This is a genomic window from Gemmatimonadota bacterium, assembly GCA_026706845.1.
In the GTDB taxonomy this organism is placed as follows: Bacteria; Latescibacterota; UBA2968; order UBA2968; family UBA2968; genus VXRD01.
The window spans coordinates 1-20,697 of record JAPOXY010000209.1 but is presented as its reverse complement, the minus strand read 5'-3'; the positions used below and the strand labels follow the sequence as shown (position 1 = coordinate 20,697).

The window sequence follows — 20,697 nt, the reverse complement described above, 5'->3', positions numbered from 1 at the left end:
GGGATGTGACGGCATTTCATTTGCATGGTGGTCATAGCCCCCGTGCTGCGTGTAAAAGATCCTCGTACCAAGACCGGCAAGGTGAACGCGTGCGACATCTCTCAGTGCCTTCGCAATCGAATTGCTTCCGTACTCCACATCGGACTGATACATCGCCGGAGCCTTCTTCAACTCATCGGAACCTCTGATGACATCCAGACCCGTTTGCGAAAGATAATCCATCACCACGCCTGTACCAATCGCGGGTTCGTACATCGTCTTGAATATCTCAATAGCCTGCATTCGCTTTGGGTCTTCCACAATGCTGGTCATCAATCCGTAATTGTCCAGGTCGTCAACAGATGTCACGGGAACGCCAGAAACGGCCAGCGCTCGGGAAAGTCCTTTTCCGAAGTTAATGCCCGTCAGGACATTTTCCCCCTTCGGATCCAGATCTCGAACCACTCTGCCCAACCAGCCCTCAGTGCCGATATCTATGGGTTCGCAGGTATGCCAGACATCCATAGCCCTGAAATGCGATCGGCTCGAGTCGGGATATCCGATACCCTGCACAATCGCCACGTCACCCTGTTCAAACATCTCCTTCAGAGACACCGTATTGGGATGCCAGGCCAGAGTGTCATTCATAGGCAAAACCTCATCCTGGCGAAGCCCCACAATGGGTCGGCAATCGTGGTATATCCCGTTGGTATAAGGGATAATAGTATTCATGAAGTCATTGCCGCCCTTCAACTCAACAATGACGAGGATTGGGTCTCTATAAGCCATTTTATTCCTCCTTTCCGTGCGCTACGCAAATTGATACTCTCTCGAAGCGACAATGAGTTGCAGCATCTGTATCACGCGATCTGTGCTCTCCTCAGATCCGTTATCAGAGGATAGATCGAGATCGCCACCTGATTCCGCAAATTTGTTCAAAGATTCGCGGGTCGTATCACTAACGGTCATAGGACCTGCGAGATCCAGACATTTCTCCACGAACTCATCAGGAGCGAGCGCCCTCCCCTCGGCTTTGAGCCGATCGATGATTTCACGTATGCCCGGCCTGGACGCATTGCTTACCTCGCGAACGGCGAAGTTCACGCGCTCGGTCAACGTGCCGCCATCAATCCATTCCCTGCCGGTGTGCCAACCTTCCACAGTTGGCGGATCCAGTAATTTCTGTCCCATTAACGTGGTCGCACCCGAATATTTTCCCATACCCCGATCGGGACTCTGATAGGTACCGATCAGCTTCAGGATACCAGTAACGAGTTCGGTAGGACTTTTCACCTTTTTCCCTCGCGCTTCCTTGAAGAAGTCGGAGTTAAAAAGTGTTCTCAAGATGTGGCGCATATCGCCTTTCGACTCCATAAAAGCATTTGACAGAATTTCAATTGCTTCGGGATCCTGTGGCGGGGTCACATGCCAGGAGGGGACCTGCGGCTCGTCTGCGACAAAAAAGTTGTAGAGATGCCTGGATATGAACTTGGCACACGCGGGTTGTTCGACGATAATGTCGATAATATCGTCGCCATTGAAATTACCCGTATGTCCCAAAAACGTCTTTTCCCCATCATCGTGATCTTCTTCGAGGAAAACGAACTTCGCATCGTAATAGCCTTGCGGATACAGAGGCGGAGGCTGCGCGAATGTCCATCCCGTAAAGGCCCGGGCACAATTCTTAATATCGTCTTCTGTGTAATTGCCAACGCCCATCGAGAAGAGTTCCAACAGCTCCCTGCCGTAATTCTCATTAGGCTCGCCCTTGCGGTTTTCATTGTTATCCAGCCAGAAAATCATAGCCGGATCTTTGGATAGCTCGAGCAGGATTTCCCGCATATTTGAAAGACCCACACGACGGAAGGTATCGATCTGGCGGGCAGAGGCGAGGATATGCTGATTTTTTCCAAGCCCGGTAGCGAATACATGATGCCAGAAAAGAGCCATCTTTTCTTCGAGCGGGCGCTTGCTGCGGATCATTCGATACATCCATTTTTCCACATATCCCGCTTCAAAACTGCCAAAATAGCGGCTTAAAATATCCTCATCTATGGGATCGCAGCGCTCCGGCTCAACCAGGTCTTCCACGACGTTTTCGTAGCCCTTTTCGACATAGTCCTCCAGTTCTGTTCTCGTGGCCCCAAACCCGGCTCGACGTATCAGGTGGGCCATTAACGCAATATCGGTGTTCGACATTATTTCCCCCTTTGCTGAAATACCTCATTGGTTGCGCTTACTCTGTCCCTATCACCAGAATGACAAGACGATGTTTTTCAACAATTTATCTTAAATATTTCCCGAAAAAATAAATTTTATAATCTTTGCTAATAGTATAACTTCATCTTGTTCAAGAGACAACTCAAAATTGTCGAGGTCTGGATGCGAGCGCAGAGAAGACCACTGGATTTTTGCACTATTTTTGTGTATTGATAAGAAATGAAACGCACTGACATGTGCAACAATACTTTCAAGGAGGAAACATGCGCCGAAATAAACTGAGAGAATTGCTCGATGCCGATAAACCCACTTTGGGAACCCACGTACACAGCCCGTGGCCATCGGTATTTGAAATGGTGGGATATTCGGGACAGTTTGATTATATCGAATACGTATCGGAATACGCCCCTTATGATCTACACACAATGGATAATATCGGTCGGGCTATCGATCTATTCGACGATATGTCGGCAATGATCAAGGTCGAGGAAGACCCGCGTGGACATATTGCAAATCGCGCCATAGGTGCGGGTATTCAAAATGTTTTATTTGCCGATGTGCGTACAGTAGAAGATGTGGCAGCCTGTGTGGCAGCCGTGCGTCCCGACACGCCAGAAGATGGTGGGCATCACGGAGTAAATATGCGCCGGTACGTGCGGTTCGGTGTGGATACAGGGGGGGCTGAATTTATTCAGTCGTGTCGCGATTCCGTTGTCGCAATCATGATCGAAAAGAAAGAAGCGGTCGAAAATTTGGAAGCCCTGCTCTCCGTGCCGGGCTTAGATATGATACAATTCGGGCCAGGGGATTATTCTCTGAACACGGGCTATGCCAGAGAAAAAGTACAAGAAGCCGAAAAATACGTGATCGAAACATCGCTTAAAATGGGCATCGCGCCCCGGGCAGAACTCGGAGATGCCAGAGGCGCGAAGCGATATTTGGACATGGGCGTGAAACACTTTTGTGTGGGAACCGATGTGAGCATCTTAATGCAATGGTTCCGCGAAGAGGGCAAAGCGATGAGAGATGTGCTGGAAAATGCGTAGAGATAAGAAGAGGCTTCATTCCGCATCAACCAATTTCCCATCTTTGAATATCAGTTTCAAGTCGTCATAAGTGAGAACGGTTTTGGAGCCGAGGTCAACGCGCGTTTTGGGTTTGCCTTTCAGGGCGATCACTTCTTCAATAGACATATCCAGCTTGAGTGAAACAGTTTTCTCTGCACCTTCTAATTCTGCTTCGCTTGCTGCAAAGGCGACATTGAAAAGACGTTCAACTTCGGGAATCGTGTACTTATCTCTATTGACCTTGAGGCGAACGGCATGGCGAGCACCTGACAGTCTGTCGAGTTCAATATAGACCTCTTTCTCCCTTGCCTCAGCTTTTCGGATTTGAACTTTCGCGCCCCTTTGGATCACCCGCACGCTCCACCCTGCAAGCTCATCTCGTATAATGATATTCCGAACCTCTTCGGCAAAATCCTCTGCAGACTGAGACTGAGACTGGCGAAAACCGCCTATTGTGGCGCGGTATGAAACCTCGCCATTCTCCAGAACATTTGCCGCATCAATACCTCGAATCCCGTCATTCACCTCTACAAAATCAATCTTAATCCAGAACGTCTTGCCTTTAAGCGCTGCAACCTGACTTTTTACATCTGCCGGTTGCGCTTGCACAGTTTGAGCTGAAACAATAATCATCGACAAGAATACCACAAAAAAACGCATCACATCTCTCCAATCTGAGTAGTTCATATCACAACCAACCTGCTATGGTCCACAGCGGACTGAGACGCTGGAAAGGCGCATTCAGCAGACGCTTGCGATCTGTGATGGGATGACCACCGTACTGCCGAATATATTCGGCTTCAAAGTGCCGCTCGAGATCTGTCTGTTCCATCAGCGGAAGATCAACCCAGACACTTCCCCTATTCGCGCTTTCGCGAATCGCAATCCAGATCTCCAGATCCCTGCGGGCATTTGCGGGACTGTACTGCGGTTCTGATCCCTCTGTCACTGCCCTGTGAAGACTATTGAGAATCGCGGCTTTAGCCACATCGTCTGCATGGGACACCTTCTGGTGCTTGAATGGATTCTCCCAGACAATCGGTGGATCGGTATCCACGCGAACAGACGAGAGAATCTGCTCTCCATCAATCTCTTCGAACGTCTCCCGAATCGGGTAAGATGCGCGTTCACCACTTTCATAAAGCACCAGCTCATTACCCGAAAGATGTCCTTCCACCCCTTCGATATCCCAGAAATTGCCACGCGCACCGGCTGGCGACATTTCGTATAGACAAACCACGTCATCTTCGAACTCGATAACCGCACTCTCCCACCATCGGGTCGTTTCCTCTCCCCCGCCATAATTGCTATATGGCAACACCTCCACCGATTGTGCATAGCCCAGGGCACGGGTAGCAGCCTTGTCGAGAATCATTCTAACCCCGTTGATACCGTGATAGCTTCCAGACGTGTACCACAGACGCGCATGTGTCAGTTTTCCAAGCAGTCCCCTTCTGACGACCTTTTGCTTTAATTGTTCCTGAGGCCAGAGCCAGACATTTTCAGCGACCTCCCAAACGACCCTTCTATCCCGGCACGCTAGATCAATCGCATCACCAATCGCCAACGTGTGGGCATAGGGAATCTCCGTGATAATATGACAGCCGCGCTCAACAGCCGCCAAAGCCATGACCGCCTGTCCATCGGTGGGGACAAGAATAAAAACCACATCTGGTTTTTCTCCATCCAGCATCGCCTCAAAATCCGTATATCGCGCATCAATGCCAAAACGCTCGCCAACAACCTGTAACGACTGCTCGCTATGATCACAGATCGCGCACAAATCGTAGAGATCGGTCAGCTTGACCATCGTCGCGATATATCCGCGGGCGCGGGAACTTTCATAAGCACCGCAACCCACAACAGCCAATCGAAGTTTCTTCATAGCGTCTCCTGCCCTCCTCAAAACACGCGATCAGATCAATCCCACTCCAGAATGACGCCGAGTGCTTCGTCCGGCTTATGATAGAGCAGGTGATACGCATCTGGAGTTTGTTCCCAGGGGAGTCTGTGAGTAATCAGTTCGGCGACTTTGACCCGTCCGTCGATCAACATCTGGGCTGCATCCCGCATACACGCCTCTCTGGGTGTGTCGATGCGGATCCCCGCGATAATCTGCTTGTTCATGAAAGCGTCCCCTTCCAGGGGCAATGGAGCACCTTGATACTTCGCGATGAGATGAATTGTTCCCCTGGATGCGAGCATCTTCTGAGCTTGCTCGAAGGACTGGATGCCAGCATAGCCACCAACGCACTCGACGACGAGGTCGGCACCCTTGCCATCTGTGAGTTCCTTGACCGCTGCCACGGAGTCGGTCTGGGAGACATTGATCACATTTTCGTGTCCCAGTTTCCGCGCGATATCGCATCGGAGAGGCTGTGCATCGACGACGATTACACATCCGGGATCGCGTTCCCAGACGATCTGGGCGCACAGGGCACCTACGATCCCCTGACCGAGCACGACAACAGTCTGCCCGGGTTCTATTGGCGAAGAGCGCATCCACATCACAGAACTGGTCGCGAGTGGGAGAAAGGTCGCGGTCTCATAGCTGAGTTCGTCCGGAAGGAGGAAAGCGCGCCGAGATCTATCGGTTTCGCCAGCGATAACGTACTGAGCGTGCGGGGTGTTCGCCATGACGCGCTGTCCAACTGCGAAATCCTGGATGTTGGCCCCCACGCCCACGACCTCACCCGCGTCGGAATACCCCATCATCTCAGGACTTACCGCCTCTTCCCGGACGTATCGCCAAAATAGCTCCGATCCCCTGCTGATCAGGCTGCGCTTGACCTCAATCAGCATCTGATCGGGACCGGGTTCTGGCTGTTCGACTTCGACCATCTGCACATTGGCGAAACCGTCGAGCTTTTCAAGTCGTTTCATTCGTGCCATAACGGCATCCTTTCAGTTGATATCGCGCAAGCCTTCCCAGTGATCCCACAGGTCGAAGGGCAGATCGAACAGGATATCGCTCAGGTTCTTGAAAGCAAAGCGATTGACAAGCGCCATGCGGATATCTGTCCGACAATTCATGCTGGCCGTGTGCAACATATAGTGGTGCCAGAAGCAAACCGTTCCCGCAGGTGCGGCGTGTTCATAGCGCGTGTCGGGATGCAGAAAACCCGGGGCTTTGAGACCGCTCAAATTAGTCAGCGCATGCGCCTGGAAATATCGGGCAACCTTGAGGTGCGCTCCCGCCCATGTGGTAAAACCACCGCCACGGGGCAAAACATCGCCGATATTAATAGTAACGGCAACGGTAAAAGTATCCGCCACACCTTCGATGAGATACCCATCCAGATGCCCTCTCGGAGGCTGCCAATCTGTATGACCACAAGGATAGATCATTTTACACAGCCCATTGCCAGGCGAACGAAGACGCCCCTTACCCGCAAGTTCTTCAGCCATATCGTAAAGCGGTGTATCGGTCCTCATAGCCGCGACTGCGGGATGGTCGCTACACGGAAGATTGCCTTTTGGTCCCGCGTTAATCCATGTCTGGGGATCATCGCGATCCGCCTCGATATATTCCCACACGGCATCCCGCGCATTTTTAAGTAGCTCTGATGCAATCAGGTCGGGTTTGACAACATAGCCATTTTTTTTAAAAAAGGCTTTTTCTTCATTGGAAAAATAAGACATGGCCAACTCCCTGTTTAAAATCCGATATTACGCAGTAATTTATGTTGCATTTTTGTGGAGAGAGCACGCATAGATCAATCGATTTCCAGACGATTATCTGTGGGCGGAGCGCCTAAATCGGGAATCTCGAGCAACTCACCGCCCTTGAGAGCCGATTCGTGGGCAATGAGGCCGGGGATCAGGTAGCGCGCAGCTTCGTAAATATTGTTCGGCGGCGTCTTGCCCGAGACACAGGCGCGAACAAAATCGTCAACGAGAAACTGATGTGACCCATTGTGACCATTGGGCAAACCTCTGAATGCATCGGGCAAGCGGTGAGCCGGATGAATGGGCGCAACAGAGTGATGCGTCCCATCATCTGCGGTAACCTTATCCATATCGCCCTCAACGCGCCTTGTCTCTACGCGGCAGGTGAGCAGTGTATCGAGAGATTCGCGTTCGGATCGGTCTTTTGTGAGCCAGACCGTACCCGAGGCATTGTGTTCAAAGCTACCCTGTGTGCCAAACAAAGTCATACGCACCGTCCCCGGATGTCCAACACGGCGAAATTCATTGATGCGCGCGGTACTGCCATCGGACAGCTTGAACAGCGCAGATTCATTGCTAAACGGATTATTCCACTTATTTGATGCGTAGATTCTATCCTCGTGACGATCTGTGAAACCCTGACATGAAACGTGGGTCATACGCGCGTCCGTGATAGAGAGAATCTGACTCGTCGAATGGGTGGGATAAAACATAGGGGGTTTGCCAGCGGTTTCGCGCCAATTTTTCCCTCCGCGCCACTTTGCAACAGCGTACAGACCGTGATCCCAGTCGTGATAATATTCGGCTTCGGCGTACACAACATCGCCAAACGCGCCTTCGCGAAATCGCTGCCGACAGTAAATCACTGCCGGATAATAGTAACTCGTTTCACCGAGCATATAGATATTACCCGTCTCGCAGACAGCTTCGGCAATCGCGCGAATTTCGTCGAGTGCCATGCCCGGTGGCACGGCTGAATAGACGTGTTTACCCGCGCGAAGTGCTTGCGCTGCCTGTGGCCCGTGCAACCAGTTCTGGGTAAAAAGCGCGATAGCATCAACACCGGTATCACACAGATCATCGAGAGAAGGCGAAGTCTGCTCAATCCCGTGTTTTTCGGAATTACTCTGGCGTTTTTCTTCATCCAGATCGCACAGAACGACCTGATCCACATCTGGATGTGCATTGAACAGAGGGATAAAACCCTGTGCAAATGCCCCCACGCCAACTATGCCGAGACGAATACCCATGGAACCTGTCTTTCTATTTCACAAGATGCACTTTGACACAGCCGGACTTTTTGTCAGCGGCGGTGTGAAAAGCTTCGGCGATATCGGCAAAGGGATAGCGATGGGTGACGAGTTTCGTAGCTTCCACGCGCCCAGAAGTAATAAGGTCAATAGCGACATCAAAATCAGTACGCATGCCGCTGAAACCGTAGCAATTGGACCCCGTGATATTGACTTCGGACCAGACAATTGGGCGCAAATCAACCTCAAGGGGCTTGAAATAACCGGCCACGAGAACAATCATGGCATGGCGGCGCGATATAGCGATGGAATCATCGAAGTTCTGCGCGGTGCCCACGGTTTCGATAACAACGTCATACCCCATGCCATCGGTGAGATCATTAACCACATCCTTCACATCGGTCGTCGTAATATCGACGACGTGATCCGCACCGAGGTCGCGCGCGAGGTCGGCCTGCTGCGGATATTTGGCGGTAATAAGCGTTTCGCGCACACCGATAGCTTTGGCAACTGCCAGACAGAGTTGACCAATTGTTCCCCCACCGATCACGGCAACCCGATCCTGGTAAGACGCTTTTGCCTGCGCGAGTGCGCGATGCGCGACAGCGAGGGGTTCTACGAGCGCACCCTGTTCAAAAGTCATATCGGGCAATTTGAAGACACTATTTTTGTGTGCGGTTGTGTATTCGGCAAAACCACCGTGCGATTTGCCCGAAAACCACTTGCGATTGGCGCAGTGGTTGTAGCGACCTGTAACGCAGTAGTGACATGTACCGCAATGCGAGAAACATTCGGCAGTGACGAGATCCCCTACCTCGATGCCCGTAACGCCCTCGCCAACTTCGGCAACCGTGCCACACAACTCGTGCCCTGCAGCGCGTTCGAGAGATGGCTTCCACTCGCCAAAATAATTGTGGAGATCGCTACCGCAGATACCAGAACTCCTCGTTTGCAGAGTAATATAACCCGGTGCCGGGGGCGTGTATTCAACATCTTGCCATTCGATTTCGCGGATACCTTTGTAAAGTGCTGCTTTCATTTCTATCTCCTGTAGAGGTGGTCAGCAGTAATACCGCGCCAGTCATCTGTGCGAAAAGGCGATGCTGGCAAATCTGCTCCATTGTACAAATTGCAAATCGGATTATCTGCCCAGGCGTATCTGACAGCAACGGGTTGCGGTACATCTTTGCTCCAGACCAGCACATCGTCGACATCAATCTTTGCCTCTGCCCAGACAAATTTGCTATCTTGATCGGCAATCGCGAAACCCTTGAGCATATCGCCCTTTGCTTTTAAGCCGCCATACGCGTGATCAAATTTCAGGCGAATTTTGTTTTTTTCTACCGCCATAGACCGATAAATGGGACCAGAATGCGGTTGCTCCACACCATAGACGGTAGCTTCTGCACCCAGAGCCAGACGCAAGCCAACATCCTGTTTATTTTTCGGGTGAATATCGTCTGCCTCTCCAATATCAATCGCCACGGCCATACCGGTATTCGGCAATGAAAGCGCCATCAATTGCGCCTCGCGCAATTCAGCCCAGGCACTTTCCTCTGGATTTTCCTTTACCTGTCTGAAATTGGCAAGCTGTACAAAGAAAAACGGAAATGCGCCCTGCCCCCAACTCGAACGCCAGTTCTGAATCATCGCCGGAAACAACGCGCGATATTGATACGCGCGGCCAGCATTTGACTCCCCCTGATACCAGATCGCACCTCGAATACCATAAGAAACGATAGGCGCAATCATCCCATTGTAGAGCGCAGACGGACGATGGGGACTATTCGGATTTCGCCACGGTCTTCGCGGACGGCGTTGCCCCAGAGCGCGCAAGCTATCGATATTTGCCTGCCAGAAGGCGAGTCTGGTCTGGTATTCCTTCTGTGCTTCTGGATAAGCGGCAATGTATTCTGCCCAGCGTTTGCCCAGCGGCGCATACTCCGGTATGACTTGAAGCGCGGGCAATGAAGTCCAGGCTTCAGCCGGTGTACCACCCCAGGATGTATTGATAAGACCAATGGGTACATTCAAAGACTTGTGCAAACGGCGTCCAAAATAATAGGCCACTGCAGAAAAATTGCCGACACTACTCGTATCGCATACACTCCATGTGCCCTCAACATCTTGTGCGGGCCTTTGTGCGGCATTGCGTTTGACTGTAAAAAGCCTGATATTGGGATAATCCGCCGCTTTGATCTCCTCCTCCGGATTTTGGGAACGCCTGACGAGCCAGGCCATATTGGATTGCCCCGAGCAAACCCAGACTTCCCCCACCATCACATTGTTAAACGTGACGACATTTTTGCCACGCACGGTGAGCTGATACGGGCCTCCCGCTTCCATAGGACTCAGGTGAATCTGCCACGTACCCCCCGCATCTGCTGTGATCGTCACGCGCTGGGTATCTAACTCAATGGTAATCTCTTCATTGGCACTGGCATTTCCCCACACAGATATTGCAATTTCCCGCTGCAAAACCATATTATCTGAAAAAATCGCGGGTAGCGAAACATCTGCGAGAATGGTGCCGGGGAGGAAGCACAAAAGGGCGATGATGGATTTTCGGAGGAAATAGGCCATGATTTCATCCTTTTCATAAAATTGACAATAGTAGCGACAGACCATGATAAAGTGGGATGCTGCATCGCACAAGTCGGAATTGTTCCTTAGCCTTGCATTTTTCCCAATAGCAACTTATTTTGTCGAATGATGAACTGCTATCGCAGTTGTACACCACTCCGTTGATTTATAAAAAAGAGACTCTTATGTCTATCTCTTTCCCGCATCTTCTTTTTAAATACACCTCGATATGCGGCATCTGCCTGTTCTGTATAGCAGGAACTTATGCAAGAGGCCATGCCCAGCATCCTATCACCCTGCTCGAAGGCGAACAACTCGGCGATATCGCCTGGGAAGATGCCCGCGCATTTACAGTGGTCGCGCGTTCTACATTGAACCGCCTGAAAGCAACAGATGAGGGCGTACCACCCGATCTCCAGGCACTATCGGATACAGCTTTTGCTGCTTTTGAAAAAAAAGATAACTATCGCGCCTATCGCCTGTTTATACGATTTATGGCAATGACGCGAGACGGTAGCTCTGGCGAAGGAACAGAACTCGCTACAAGCTACAACCTGGTATTAAATCGCACCATCACGAACACAGGCGACACGCTTCACGTACAACTGAAACCCCTCTTCACCCTGGGACAGCCGCTTTCAGGCGAATATACGGCGCGGCTATCGCTGCGAGGAACGAAGGGTGTGGTTGACGAGCGCACACTACCCATTTCGTCTGTCCGCGCTTTCAATTGTGCCCTATCAACAGCGGGTTTGCCCGAAGGACCCGCAGGTGTGCGCTATGAATTGCGCGATCCAGCGGGCAAACTCCTGCTGAGAGTCACGCGGGCTTTTCTGCACACAGACACAATGTCTTCACGCCTGAAAAGTTTGCAAACGCGGCTAAAAACCTTGCAGCGTGAGAATATCGCGTCTCGTGGTGCGACCCAGCGGGCAGCCGCTGAAACAATCGAATATATCGTCGCGCACCTCGAGGAAATGCACGCCAAATACGTGGGCGACCTCAGGCGAACAGCGCAACCCATGGTCATGAAATACCGCCGCAGCGGCAGAGGATTGACATGGCGCGGCGCGATTAACATACCGGCGGACATCGACCTCGCCGAAACCCTATCTTCGGCACTTTTGTCTGGAGAAGACCCCCTGGAGAAAAGCACTGGCGACTTTCACCTCGCGTACCGCTCAGCCGTTGACAGCCAACTCGTACCCTATCGCATATTTGTGCCAGAGGGATATACACCGGATCGATCATGGCCGCTGATCATTGGCCTTCACGGTGCTTCTGGCAGCGAAAACACCTGGTTGGACCGGCGCAGAAGAGGCGAAACAGAGAATTTATGCAAGAGCCTATCACAAGAACGCGGATATTTATTTGTCGCGCCGAGTGGACGCGGGCCTTTTACAGGGTATCGCAGGATTGGCGGACAAGATGTCATGGATGTATTGGATCGCGTATTATCCATCTACAATATCGATCCAGAGCGCGTGTACCTCACCGGACATTCGATGGGCGGAGGCGGCACCTGGATTTTGGGATTGAGACATGCCGAAAAATTTGCCGCCATCGCGCCAATCGCGGCCAGCGGGCGGTGGGTAAGATCGAGACACGTCAAACCGCATGCCGATCTTCCCGTGCTATTTTCACAAGGAGCAAAGGACATGGTCGCGCTGGTAGAACCCGCTCGACGCACCGCGAAACTGCTGGCAAAGTATATGAAAAATTTCACCTATAAAGAAACCCCCGACGATACGCACAACACGATATGGTTCACGGCCCTGCCGGCCATTTTCGATTTTTTTGACGCACACGGCGGCGTCTCGCAATGATCACATCCAGAAGAGAAGAAATATGACCGCTGATTTTACAGGCCTCGGCCGACCCGTTATCGATTGCGACATTCACAATGCGTTTGCCTCATTGGAAACCCTTGTCCCGTATCTGGAAGACCACTGGGTTGCGTATATTCGCGAATCCCATTTCCGAGGCCCCGGCGCGAATGATTATCCGGGTGGCGCGCCCACATCTGCACGGAAAGGTACTCGACCCACAAATGGTCCCCCGGGTTCCGACCTGGGACTGACGCAAAAACAGGTACTCGATCCCTGGGATGTAGAAGTGGGGATTTTGACCTGTGGCTATTGGGTGCAAAGCGTACACAACGAAGACCTTGCAGCATCGCTTGCAACAGCGGTCAACCAGTGGCAGATCGATCACTGGCTGGAGAAAGACGCGCGTCTCCGCGCTTCATTGGTCGTACCCAGCCAGAATCCCATCCTCGCCGCGCGAGAAATTGAACGCTTTGGCGATCATCCCGGCTTCGTACAGGTAATACTCCCTGTTCGCTCCTATTCTCTATATGGAAAAAGCGAATACAATCCGATGTACGCGGCTGCAGTAAATCACGATCTGGCAATTGGCATTCATTTTGGCGGTGCTTCATCGCTTCCCCCCACACCCGTGGGCTGGCCTTCAACCTATATTGAAGAATGTGCCGATATGGCGCAGATTTTTCAGGCACAAGTCCTGAGCTTAATCTCCGAAGGCGCGTTTGCGCGGTTTCCCGAATTGCGGGTGGTATTAATCGAAAGTGGATTCGGCTGGATGCCCGCCTGGATGTGGCGCATGGACAAAGAGTGGAAAGGCCTGCGCCGAGACACCCCCTGGGTTGTGCGCCCCCCATCGGACTACGTGCGAGAACACATTCGAATGACGCTACAACCGATGGATACGCCCATAAATTCCGAACACCTTTTGCAAATGATTGGACAACTGGACTCGGATGAAATACTGATGTTTTCGACCGATTATCCACACTGGCATTTTGACGGACCGGATGATGCCATTCCAAAAGGGCTATCCGATTCGCTACTGGAAAAAATTTTGAGAGAAAATGCACGAGTGTTTTACAAATTGTGAGGAGATACCGCTATGGCGATGACTATTTTAGAAGAGCCAGAGGTCAAAAAGAGAGAAAAGCTATCGGTAATCGATTGCGATATTCACAATGTAGATGGCTATCAATCTCCCGCCACTGAGGTCTGGGTAGATTATATGCCCAGCGCCTGGAAAGATTACCATCTGAGCATTGCAGGGCGCAGACGATCCGGGTCCAATTGTCCGAGAGCTGTGCCCTTTGCCGCGCGAAACGATGCATTCCCCCCTGAAGGACCCCCTGGGTCGCATCTGGGTTTTATGCAGGAACAATTGCTGGATACCTGGGAAATGGAATACGGCATATTGAACCCGCTATCGCCTGCTGGGGGACAGCAAAACCTGGAATACGGAGCGGCAATTGCACAGGCGGTTAATGAATGGCAAATAGCCGAATGGCTGGAAAAAGACGATCGGTTGCGCGCATCCCTGACTGTCGCGTATGAAGACGCCGACCTCGCCGTCGCTGAAATTGAACGCCTGGGCGATCATCCGGGATTTGTACAACTGATGTTCATGGCGCGAACAATGGAACCGCTGGGTCGCCGTAAATACTGGAAAATTTACGAGGCAGCCGTTGACTACGACCTCCCCATCGGCATTCACTTTGGCGGCACGGGTATTGGCCCAATTACGGGCGCGGGCAAGGCCGCGCATTATATTCAGGATCACGGCGGGATGCCCATGGCATTTCAGGCGCAGGTAACGAGCTATGTGTACGAAGGCGTATTCGAACGATTTCCCGACTTAAAAATCGTTCTGATCGAAGGCGGCTTTGGGTGGGTGGCACCTTTGATGTGGCGGATGGATAACTGGTACCGAAAACTCAAGATGGAAGTGCCCTATTTAAAGCGCCTGCCCTCGGAATATATCCGGGACCATTTCTATCTGACTACACAGCCCGTAGAAGAGCCTTCAGACCCGGCGTATTTCGAGCAGATGCTGGCGCACATGGACATGGACGACAAACTGATGTTTGCAACCGATTACCCGCACTGGGATTTTGATTCGCCCGACCAGGCACTGAGCAATGTATCGGATCGAGAAGTCAAAAAACAAATTATGGCAGAGAATGCCCGGGAACTCTACGACCTGGACTGAACAAGAGGTGTATAATGTCGAAACAAACTCTAAAACAGCGGATTCGGAATGGTGAAATTGTAAATTCTATTGGCGTGCCAATGGATATTGAAAAGGGTGAACTAACGGATATTCTGTCAAAACACGAATGCGACTATCTAAATGTAGATGCACAACACGGGCCTTTTAACGAAGCCCAACTGGTGGCTTTCTGCAAAATGGGCCAGGAATTGAATTTGCCCGTTCAGATTCGGATTAAGCACACCCGCCACGCTTATCTGATCGGCAATTATCTCGATTTGGGGCCTTCGGGGATTATGGTGCCAGAAGTAGAAAGCGAGGAAATTGTAGATGAGGCGGTAAACGCCTTTTATTATCCCCAAATGGGCAAACGCAGTTGGGGTGGTGTAAATAGGGTGGGACTGGACGAGCGACCAGACCGATTGGAATACGCTCCCTGGTGGAATGCGTACGGGTGGCTGGCAATTCAGATTGAATCTGTCGAAGCAGTAATCAACGCTGCGCAGTTAGCTAAACCAGGAGTAGATGTATTGAACTTTGGACCAAACGATCTGCTGTTCAGCATTGAGGCACACCCCCAATTTCCATATCGGACGGTGGAAGCCTGCGTAAAACATGTGCTCGACCAGGTAAAAGACACACAGGTAAAAGTAGGCATGAGTGCCGAGACACCTGAGGAGCGAGATCGGTACGTGAATTGGGGGGTGACAGTCTTTCCAAAGCGGATTGGCATTTAGTCCAAAAAACTAAAAAAGAAAGCGGCCTGTGTCGAGAGACATTGGCCGCTTTCTTTCGCAACACCTGCACTATGCGTACTTCGCCTTGAGCGTCTGTCCTACCGCCGCGCTTTTGCAAGCAAGGTCCAGGATGTGAATGGGGCGACGGGACCATTCGGGCGTGATGATCAAGTCTTCACCCGTCGAGAGATGCGCGGCAATATTATCGTAGTATTTATCGTATTGATGCCCGGGATTTTTGCCAGAGGAAACGACCTTTTCCCCATCTTTTATCTGCAAAATTTCGTACGTCCCACCATCCAAAATATAAGTACCGGCCGTACCGGTAATCTCGAGCCAGCCCTTGCGGGGCGCAGATGCGATACTCGACATCGTGAGATTGATCCATGTCCCGTTTTTGAAACGCACAATAGCCGTGGCCTCGTCTTCATTGGTATCCGCCTGCCAGGGGGTCTCATCAGCCCAGAAACCGGTGTGTGCGAATCCGGTGACCTCCACAATATCCGATTGCAAAATCTGAAGCGAATATTCGAGAAGGTGCACACCCCAATCGTAGAGGATACCCCCGGAAATACTCTTACTACTGCGCCACCAATCGCCCGGCCGATTGTATCCCCCCATGTGGGCTTCAATGCGATAGACCTCGCCAATAACCTTGCGCTGGTGAATTTGTTCAAGGGCTTCCAGGATACACCCATCCCAATGGCGGTTGTGATAGGTAGAAAGAAGAAGGTCTTGCTTTGCGGCTTCGCGGATCATCGCATCGCATTCCTCAGTCGTAATCGCCAGCGGTTTTTCGCTGATAACGTGGCGCCCCGCGCGCAGGCATTGCAATGCCAGTTCGGCATGCGTATTGTGCGGGGTGATGATCACGACGAGATTGACATCGGATTTGTCCAGCATATCAGACACAGATGTATAAGTCTCGATACCGGGAAATTCTTCTCGTGCGACTTTCAAGCGCGTTTCGTCGAGTTCTGCAACCGCAACAGGCGTCATACCCGCCTGTTTCATAAACGTGAGATGCTGGCGACCCATGTTAAATGCGCCGCCGTAGCCGATAACACCCACTTTGATGTCTTCAGGCGTTTTGAAAGATGACATATATTGCACTTTCTTATTTGAGTTATGATTACTTCAACAAACCGGCATCTTTGAAAATCTGCTCGTGTTCGGCAGCGATTTTGTCAAGGGCTTCCTGCGCGGGCGTAACCCCGTCAATCGCCTCGCCCAAATAGCGCTGTGAAACCGCGAGCAACTCGTTGTAAACAGGCGCATTCCAAAAGTCCTGGAGATAATCGAGCGATTCTGCAAAAGCGCGGTTGTACGGAGATGCGTTTCGAAATTCTTCACTATTGAGAATATCCGTATTGGCTGTAAATCCGGCGTCTTTGGTAATCCATTCTTTTTGAATATCGGTTTGTAAGAACCACGCGATGAATTGCCTGGCCAGTTCTTGTTGCTCTGGGGATGTTTTGGTCGAAATACTGAACCCCTGTCCCCCCAGACTCACCACGCGCTTGTCGCCGGCTTTGGGCACCATGAAAAACCCCGCCTTGTCCCCCATCTGTTTCACAATACCGGGATAAAAGGCGAAATAATTCATGCTCATAGCCGTCGAACCATTGATAAAGGCCTCGAAGGTTTTGCCATAGTCGAAATTGGTCGCGCCATTGGGACCGTATTGTAACAACTCCTTCAGATACGCAAGGGCTTCTGCCACTTCCGGTTTATTGACATACCCATTCACCGCAAATTCGCCAAACTCACCCCACGAGCCTCCAAAACCCCACATAAACATCTGAAAGCCCATCGTCATCGAATCATACCCTCGGCCGGTGAGCAAAGCACAGCCGTATTGTTTTTGATCTGGACGATGGAAAAATTCAGCCAGATCGCGGAATTCATCCCAATTGTCGGGGATCGTCAGGTCGCGCCCGTATTTCTGTTTGAATGCCGCTTGCTCGGCAGGGTCTTCAAACCAGTCCTTGCGATAGACAAATCCGATGGCATCGGTCTCGCAGGGCGCGGCGTAGAATTTGCCACCACCGGGCGGATATTCACACAAATAACGCGCGGCGCGGGGATGAATTTTGTCTATATCAATTGCCGTGGGCAACCAGTCGGTCAGATCGACGTAAAGACCGCGCGTCGCGCCTCTACCAATCCACTGACTATCGCCAATCACAATATCAAAATCCGTTTTATTATTTCCAAAATTGAGAAAAACCTGATCCTGATAAGACGGCCAGGGAATCTGGTGGACTTTAACGGCAATACCCGTTTCCTGTTCGAATTTATTGCCCAATTCCTGAAGCCCATCCGCGGGATCCCACTGCGCCCACCATATTGTTATAGCGCGCTCCACAGGTGTCGGCGACTCAGCGGGTTTACAGCCCACAACGAGAAATATCAGGCCAAATAGAATACATGTGTGCCTCATAGCGCAATCTCCAGAGTTATTGTGTTGTATGTGATGACGGTTTGCGAACAGCATGAACAAAGCGATGTGATAGGGAAAAAACCGCACCTTGTCAAGCATTATATAAACGCTGGGCAAAGGGCGTGAGAAAGGCTTGCTTTTTTTAATAGGCGATTTATTTTTCATATCAAATACGCGTATAATTCACCATCCTACCCTGGCTGGTTAAATATCCAACAATTGATGAGACCCTACCTATGATTGACGCTTTACTACCCCTTGGTCTGCTTATCGTCGTAGGTAAGATTTTCGAGGGTCTGTTTAACCGTTTTGGCTTAAATTCAATCGTCGCCTATACAATCACGGGCACCTTGCTCGGCCCCATCACAAATATCGTCGAACCAACGCCAGAACTCCAGACGTTCTTGGGCATCGGCATCTTCGTCTTCTTCTTTTTGGTCGGCCTCGATGAAATCGACATCCCCAGCTTTGTGGCAACGATTCGCGGACGGTTCTTTGTCGCAGCCACCGTGTCGGTGCTCATCTCACTCATCGTCGCTTTGGTGTTCACATCAAACCTTTTCAACATCAGCTTTGCCCTCAACCTCAATTTCACAGAGGCACTGGCGCTGGCTGGCATTCTCTCGCTGTCCAGCCTGGGGCTTGTGGCAAAGGTGTTCGCCGACAAAGGACATTTCAAAGAACCCATCGGCCTCGAGATATTCACCACAGTCATCATCGCCGAATTGATCGCCCTCCTCGTGGTCGGGTTCTCCATCAGCAAAATTGGCGCGCACGAATACGAACTGAGTGTTGCCAGCGTACTCTTGCTGCTGATCCAAATGGCGAGTTTTGCAGTGGTGGCCTGGTTCATATCGGCGCGACTACTGCCCCATGCGATTGTCTTCTTGCAGAAGGTCTTAAATGTACCTGAACTGTCGTTTGGGCTGCTGATCGGCGGCCTTTTCCTGATGGTAGTGGGTGCCGAACATCTCCACCTGCACGGCTCCATTGGCGCGCTGCTTTTCGGCACGGCCCTGTCGAGTATGCCCCGTCAGGTCCACGAAGACGTCCTGCCCGGTTTGCGAAGCGCGGCAGAGGGCTTGTTTGTCCCGCTCTTTTTCGCTTCGGCCGGTTTGCACCTGAATCTTTCTTTTCTGACCTTGCCAATCGCGACCATCGCGACATTGGTCGTGTTCCCGTCTCTGGGCAAATTCGCTGGTGCCGTTATCGGTACCTATATGGCGCGTCTGGACAATCCCTTTGCCCAGGCCACGGGACTAATGGCAAAGGGCGTGGCGGAAATCGCCCTCCTCCTCGTCCTCTTCGAGAACGGCGTAATCGGCAAGGATGTCTTTTCGCTATTCGTGCTCATGATGTTCGGCTATATTATGCTGATGCCGCAAGCAATCAACTTGGCGATCAACAAAGCCAAGAAAACGCACCAACCTAAGCTACCGAAATCTGTACCGCTTTCTTTTGCCCGCCGCGCAATGCAGGATATTACCGTCAACCACGTCATGGACAGCACGCGCACATATCCCAATTCTACGCTCTCAGCAGAGGATTTTATTAATGATTGGCCCGTGCCAAATCAACGGGATTATCTCGTGGTTGATCGCGGCGAGATTGCAGGGATCGTCTCGCTTCCCCGCCTGCAGGCAATGTCCTCGCGTTTGCGGGCAAACCTGAGCCTGAGCACTGTGTTGCGCACAGATTTGCCGCAGGCTCAGCCCGATGAGCCAATTGAAGACGTGCTCAAGCGCATGACGGATCATTCGTTGTCCGTAATCCCAATCACAGATCGAGACACAGGTGCATTTCTTGGCTCAGTCACGAGCGAAAATGTTCTTGAACTGGCTGTTCTGATGGAAGAAATCGCCGAAGAGTTGCAAAACAGAGGCGCAAATACCCCCGAAACACACAACCCAATCTAGTGGAGACACGCGATGAAAATAGGTGTAACGCAAATTATCCTGGGTAAGTTGACGCTGGATGAAACATTGCAATTGTGCCGCGATGCGGGTTACGAAGCACTCGAACTGGTATTTTCACCAGAAGGCGATCCAAATGTAGATATGAGTGACGACGAGGTCCGCGGTGTCAAAACTCGGTGTGACAATGCGGGCATTGAAATCAGCAGTGCGATTGCCAGATATGATGACCGGGGCAACTTCCTCAGCCGAGACCCGACAGAGCGCGAAGCCGGCATGAAGAGCTTGCGCCGCGCCATTGACGTGGCGCATCTGGTCGAGACCGACGCGGTCTTACTCCATCCTGGTCAACTCCCGGTTGATGGTACCTATGAAGACGCATGGGATGATTTTCTGGTCTCGATGAAAGAGATCGCGCCTTATGCCGAGGAAAAAGGCGTTGCTGTTGGCATAGAGAATGTGTGGAATAAGTTCTTACTCAACCCAAAAGAAGCGCGCGAGTTTGTCGATGCCGTGGGCAACGATTGGGTCGGAATTTATCTCGATACAGCCAATATGATGTTTTACGGCTATCCAGAGCACTGGATTCGCGGCCTCCAATACCGCATTAAACGGGTACATTTTAAGGACTTTGTTCGCCAGCAACGCAATTTCGTGCCACTGATGGATGGGGATACGGATTGGGCAGAAGTCATGAAAGGATTGCGGGATATTGGCTATGACCGATATGTCATCCACGAAGTAGGTGGCGATCGAGACGTGCAAATTGAGATGGCAAAACGCATGAAACAAATTGTAGCAATG

Annotated in this window: 18 protein-coding genes; 7 read left to right on the top strand and 11 right to left on the bottom strand. The window is 51.4% G+C overall.

Translation table 11 applies throughout. The features are described from left to right. On the bottom strand, positions 1-768 hold a 768-nt coding region (locus OXG87_18955), incomplete at its 3' end, for a hypothetical protein (protein ID MCY3871632.1). Positions 769-789: 21 nt separating this feature from the next. After that, positions 790-2,178 (bottom strand): DUF1800 domain-containing protein, encoded by a 1,389-nt coding sequence (locus OXG87_18950; protein MCY3871631.1) that lies wholly within the window; start codon positions 2,176-2,178, stop codon positions 790-792. Positions 2,179-2,462: 284 nt separating this feature from the next. On the opposite strand from OXG87_18950, the gene OXG87_18945 reads away from it, so the two are divergent. Then, the gene (locus OXG87_18945; GenBank protein ID MCY3871630.1) at positions 2,463-3,245 is read left to right on the top strand and encodes an aldolase/citrate lyase family protein; all 783 of its coding nucleotides are present in this window, start codon (positions 2,463-2,465) and stop codon (positions 3,243-3,245) included. A gap of 15 nt (positions 3,246-3,260) precedes the next feature. Here the strand turns inward: OXG87_18945 and OXG87_18940 are convergent, their stop codons facing one another. The 7 genes from OXG87_18940 to OXG87_18910 form a co-directional block, all read right to left on the bottom strand. Further along, the gene (locus OXG87_18940) at positions 3,261-3,953 is read right to left on the bottom strand and encodes a hypothetical protein (GenBank protein MCY3871629.1); all 693 of its coding nucleotides are present in this window, start codon (positions 3,951-3,953) and stop codon (positions 3,261-3,263) included. A 1-nt stretch (position 3,954) separates the two neighbouring features. Then, on the bottom strand, positions 3,955-5,151 hold the full coding sequence (locus tag OXG87_18935) for a Gfo/Idh/MocA family oxidoreductase (GenBank protein ID MCY3871628.1): 1,197 nt from the start codon (positions 5,149-5,151) through the stop codon (positions 3,955-3,957). Positions 5,152-5,186: 35 nt separating this feature from the next. Further along, complete coding sequence (locus OXG87_18930; protein MCY3871627.1) at positions 5,187-6,158, bottom strand: zinc-binding dehydrogenase; 972 nt, start codon at positions 6,156-6,158, stop codon at positions 5,187-5,189. Between the two features lie 12 nt (positions 6,159-6,170). Then, the gene (locus OXG87_18925; protein MCY3871626.1) at positions 6,171-6,908 is read right to left on the bottom strand and encodes a hypothetical protein; all 738 of its coding nucleotides are present in this window, start codon (positions 6,906-6,908) and stop codon (positions 6,171-6,173) included. A 74-nt stretch (positions 6,909-6,982) separates the two neighbouring features. Then, positions 6,983-8,185, bottom strand: coding sequence for a Gfo/Idh/MocA family oxidoreductase (locus OXG87_18920; protein ID MCY3871625.1), 1,203 nt, complete (start codon positions 8,183-8,185; stop codon positions 6,983-6,985). 13 nt (positions 8,186-8,198) lie between these two features. Beyond that, complete coding sequence (locus OXG87_18915) at positions 8,199-9,224, bottom strand: alcohol dehydrogenase catalytic domain-containing protein (protein ID MCY3871624.1); 1,026 nt, start codon at positions 9,222-9,224, stop codon at positions 8,199-8,201. A 2-nt stretch (positions 9,225-9,226) separates the two neighbouring features. Further along, positions 9,227-10,768 (bottom strand): sialate O-acetylesterase, encoded by a 1,542-nt coding sequence (locus tag OXG87_18910; protein MCY3871623.1) that lies wholly within the window; start codon positions 10,766-10,768, stop codon positions 9,227-9,229. Positions 10,769-10,953: 185 nt separating this feature from the next. Here OXG87_18910 and OXG87_18905 point away from each other — a divergent pair, with 185 nt between their 5' ends. From OXG87_18905 to OXG87_18890, 4 genes are read left to right on the top strand one after another with little or no spacing between them, the layout of a single operon-like run. Further along, the gene (locus OXG87_18905) at positions 10,954-12,594 is read left to right on the top strand and encodes a hypothetical protein (GenBank protein MCY3871622.1); all 1,641 of its coding nucleotides are present in this window, start codon (positions 10,954-10,956) and stop codon (positions 12,592-12,594) included. 22 nt (positions 12,595-12,616) lie between these two features. Further along, the gene (locus OXG87_18900) at positions 12,617-13,684 is read left to right on the top strand and encodes an amidohydrolase family protein (GenBank protein ID MCY3871621.1); all 1,068 of its coding nucleotides are present in this window, start codon (positions 12,617-12,619) and stop codon (positions 13,682-13,684) included. Positions 13,685-13,696: 12 nt separating this feature from the next. Next, entirely contained in the window at positions 13,697-14,800 is a 1,104-nt protein-coding gene (locus tag OXG87_18895) for an amidohydrolase family protein (protein MCY3871620.1), read from the top strand. A gap of 14 nt (positions 14,801-14,814) precedes the next feature. After that, the gene (locus tag OXG87_18890) at positions 14,815-15,537 is read left to right on the top strand and encodes an aldolase/citrate lyase family protein (protein ID MCY3871619.1); all 723 of its coding nucleotides are present in this window, start codon (positions 14,815-14,817) and stop codon (positions 15,535-15,537) included. Between the two features lie 69 nt (positions 15,538-15,606). Here the strand turns inward: OXG87_18890 and OXG87_18885 are convergent, their stop codons facing one another. Together OXG87_18885 and OXG87_18880 are read right to left on the bottom strand one after the other, a co-directional pair. Further along, a complete protein-coding gene (locus OXG87_18885; GenBank protein ID MCY3871618.1) occupies positions 15,607-16,641 on the bottom strand; it encodes a Gfo/Idh/MocA family oxidoreductase in 1,035 nt (344 codons plus the stop codon). Positions 16,642-16,669: 28 nt separating this feature from the next. Further along, positions 16,670-17,980, bottom strand: a complete 1,311-nt coding sequence (locus OXG87_18880; GenBank protein MCY3871617.1) for a sugar ABC transporter substrate-binding protein — start codon at positions 17,978-17,980, stop codon at positions 16,670-16,672. Between the two features lie 236 nt (positions 17,981-18,216). Here OXG87_18880 and OXG87_18875 point away from each other — a divergent pair, with 236 nt between their 5' ends. Together OXG87_18875 and OXG87_18870 are read left to right on the top strand one after the other, a co-directional pair. Further along, the gene (locus OXG87_18875; GenBank protein ID MCY3871616.1) at positions 18,217-19,896 is read left to right on the top strand and encodes a cation:proton antiporter; all 1,680 of its coding nucleotides are present in this window, start codon (positions 18,217-18,219) and stop codon (positions 19,894-19,896) included. Positions 19,897-19,908: 12 nt separating this feature from the next. Further along, a partial coding sequence (locus OXG87_18870; protein ID MCY3871615.1) for a sugar phosphate isomerase/epimerase occupies positions 19,909-20,697 on the top strand: 789 nt, incomplete at its 3' end.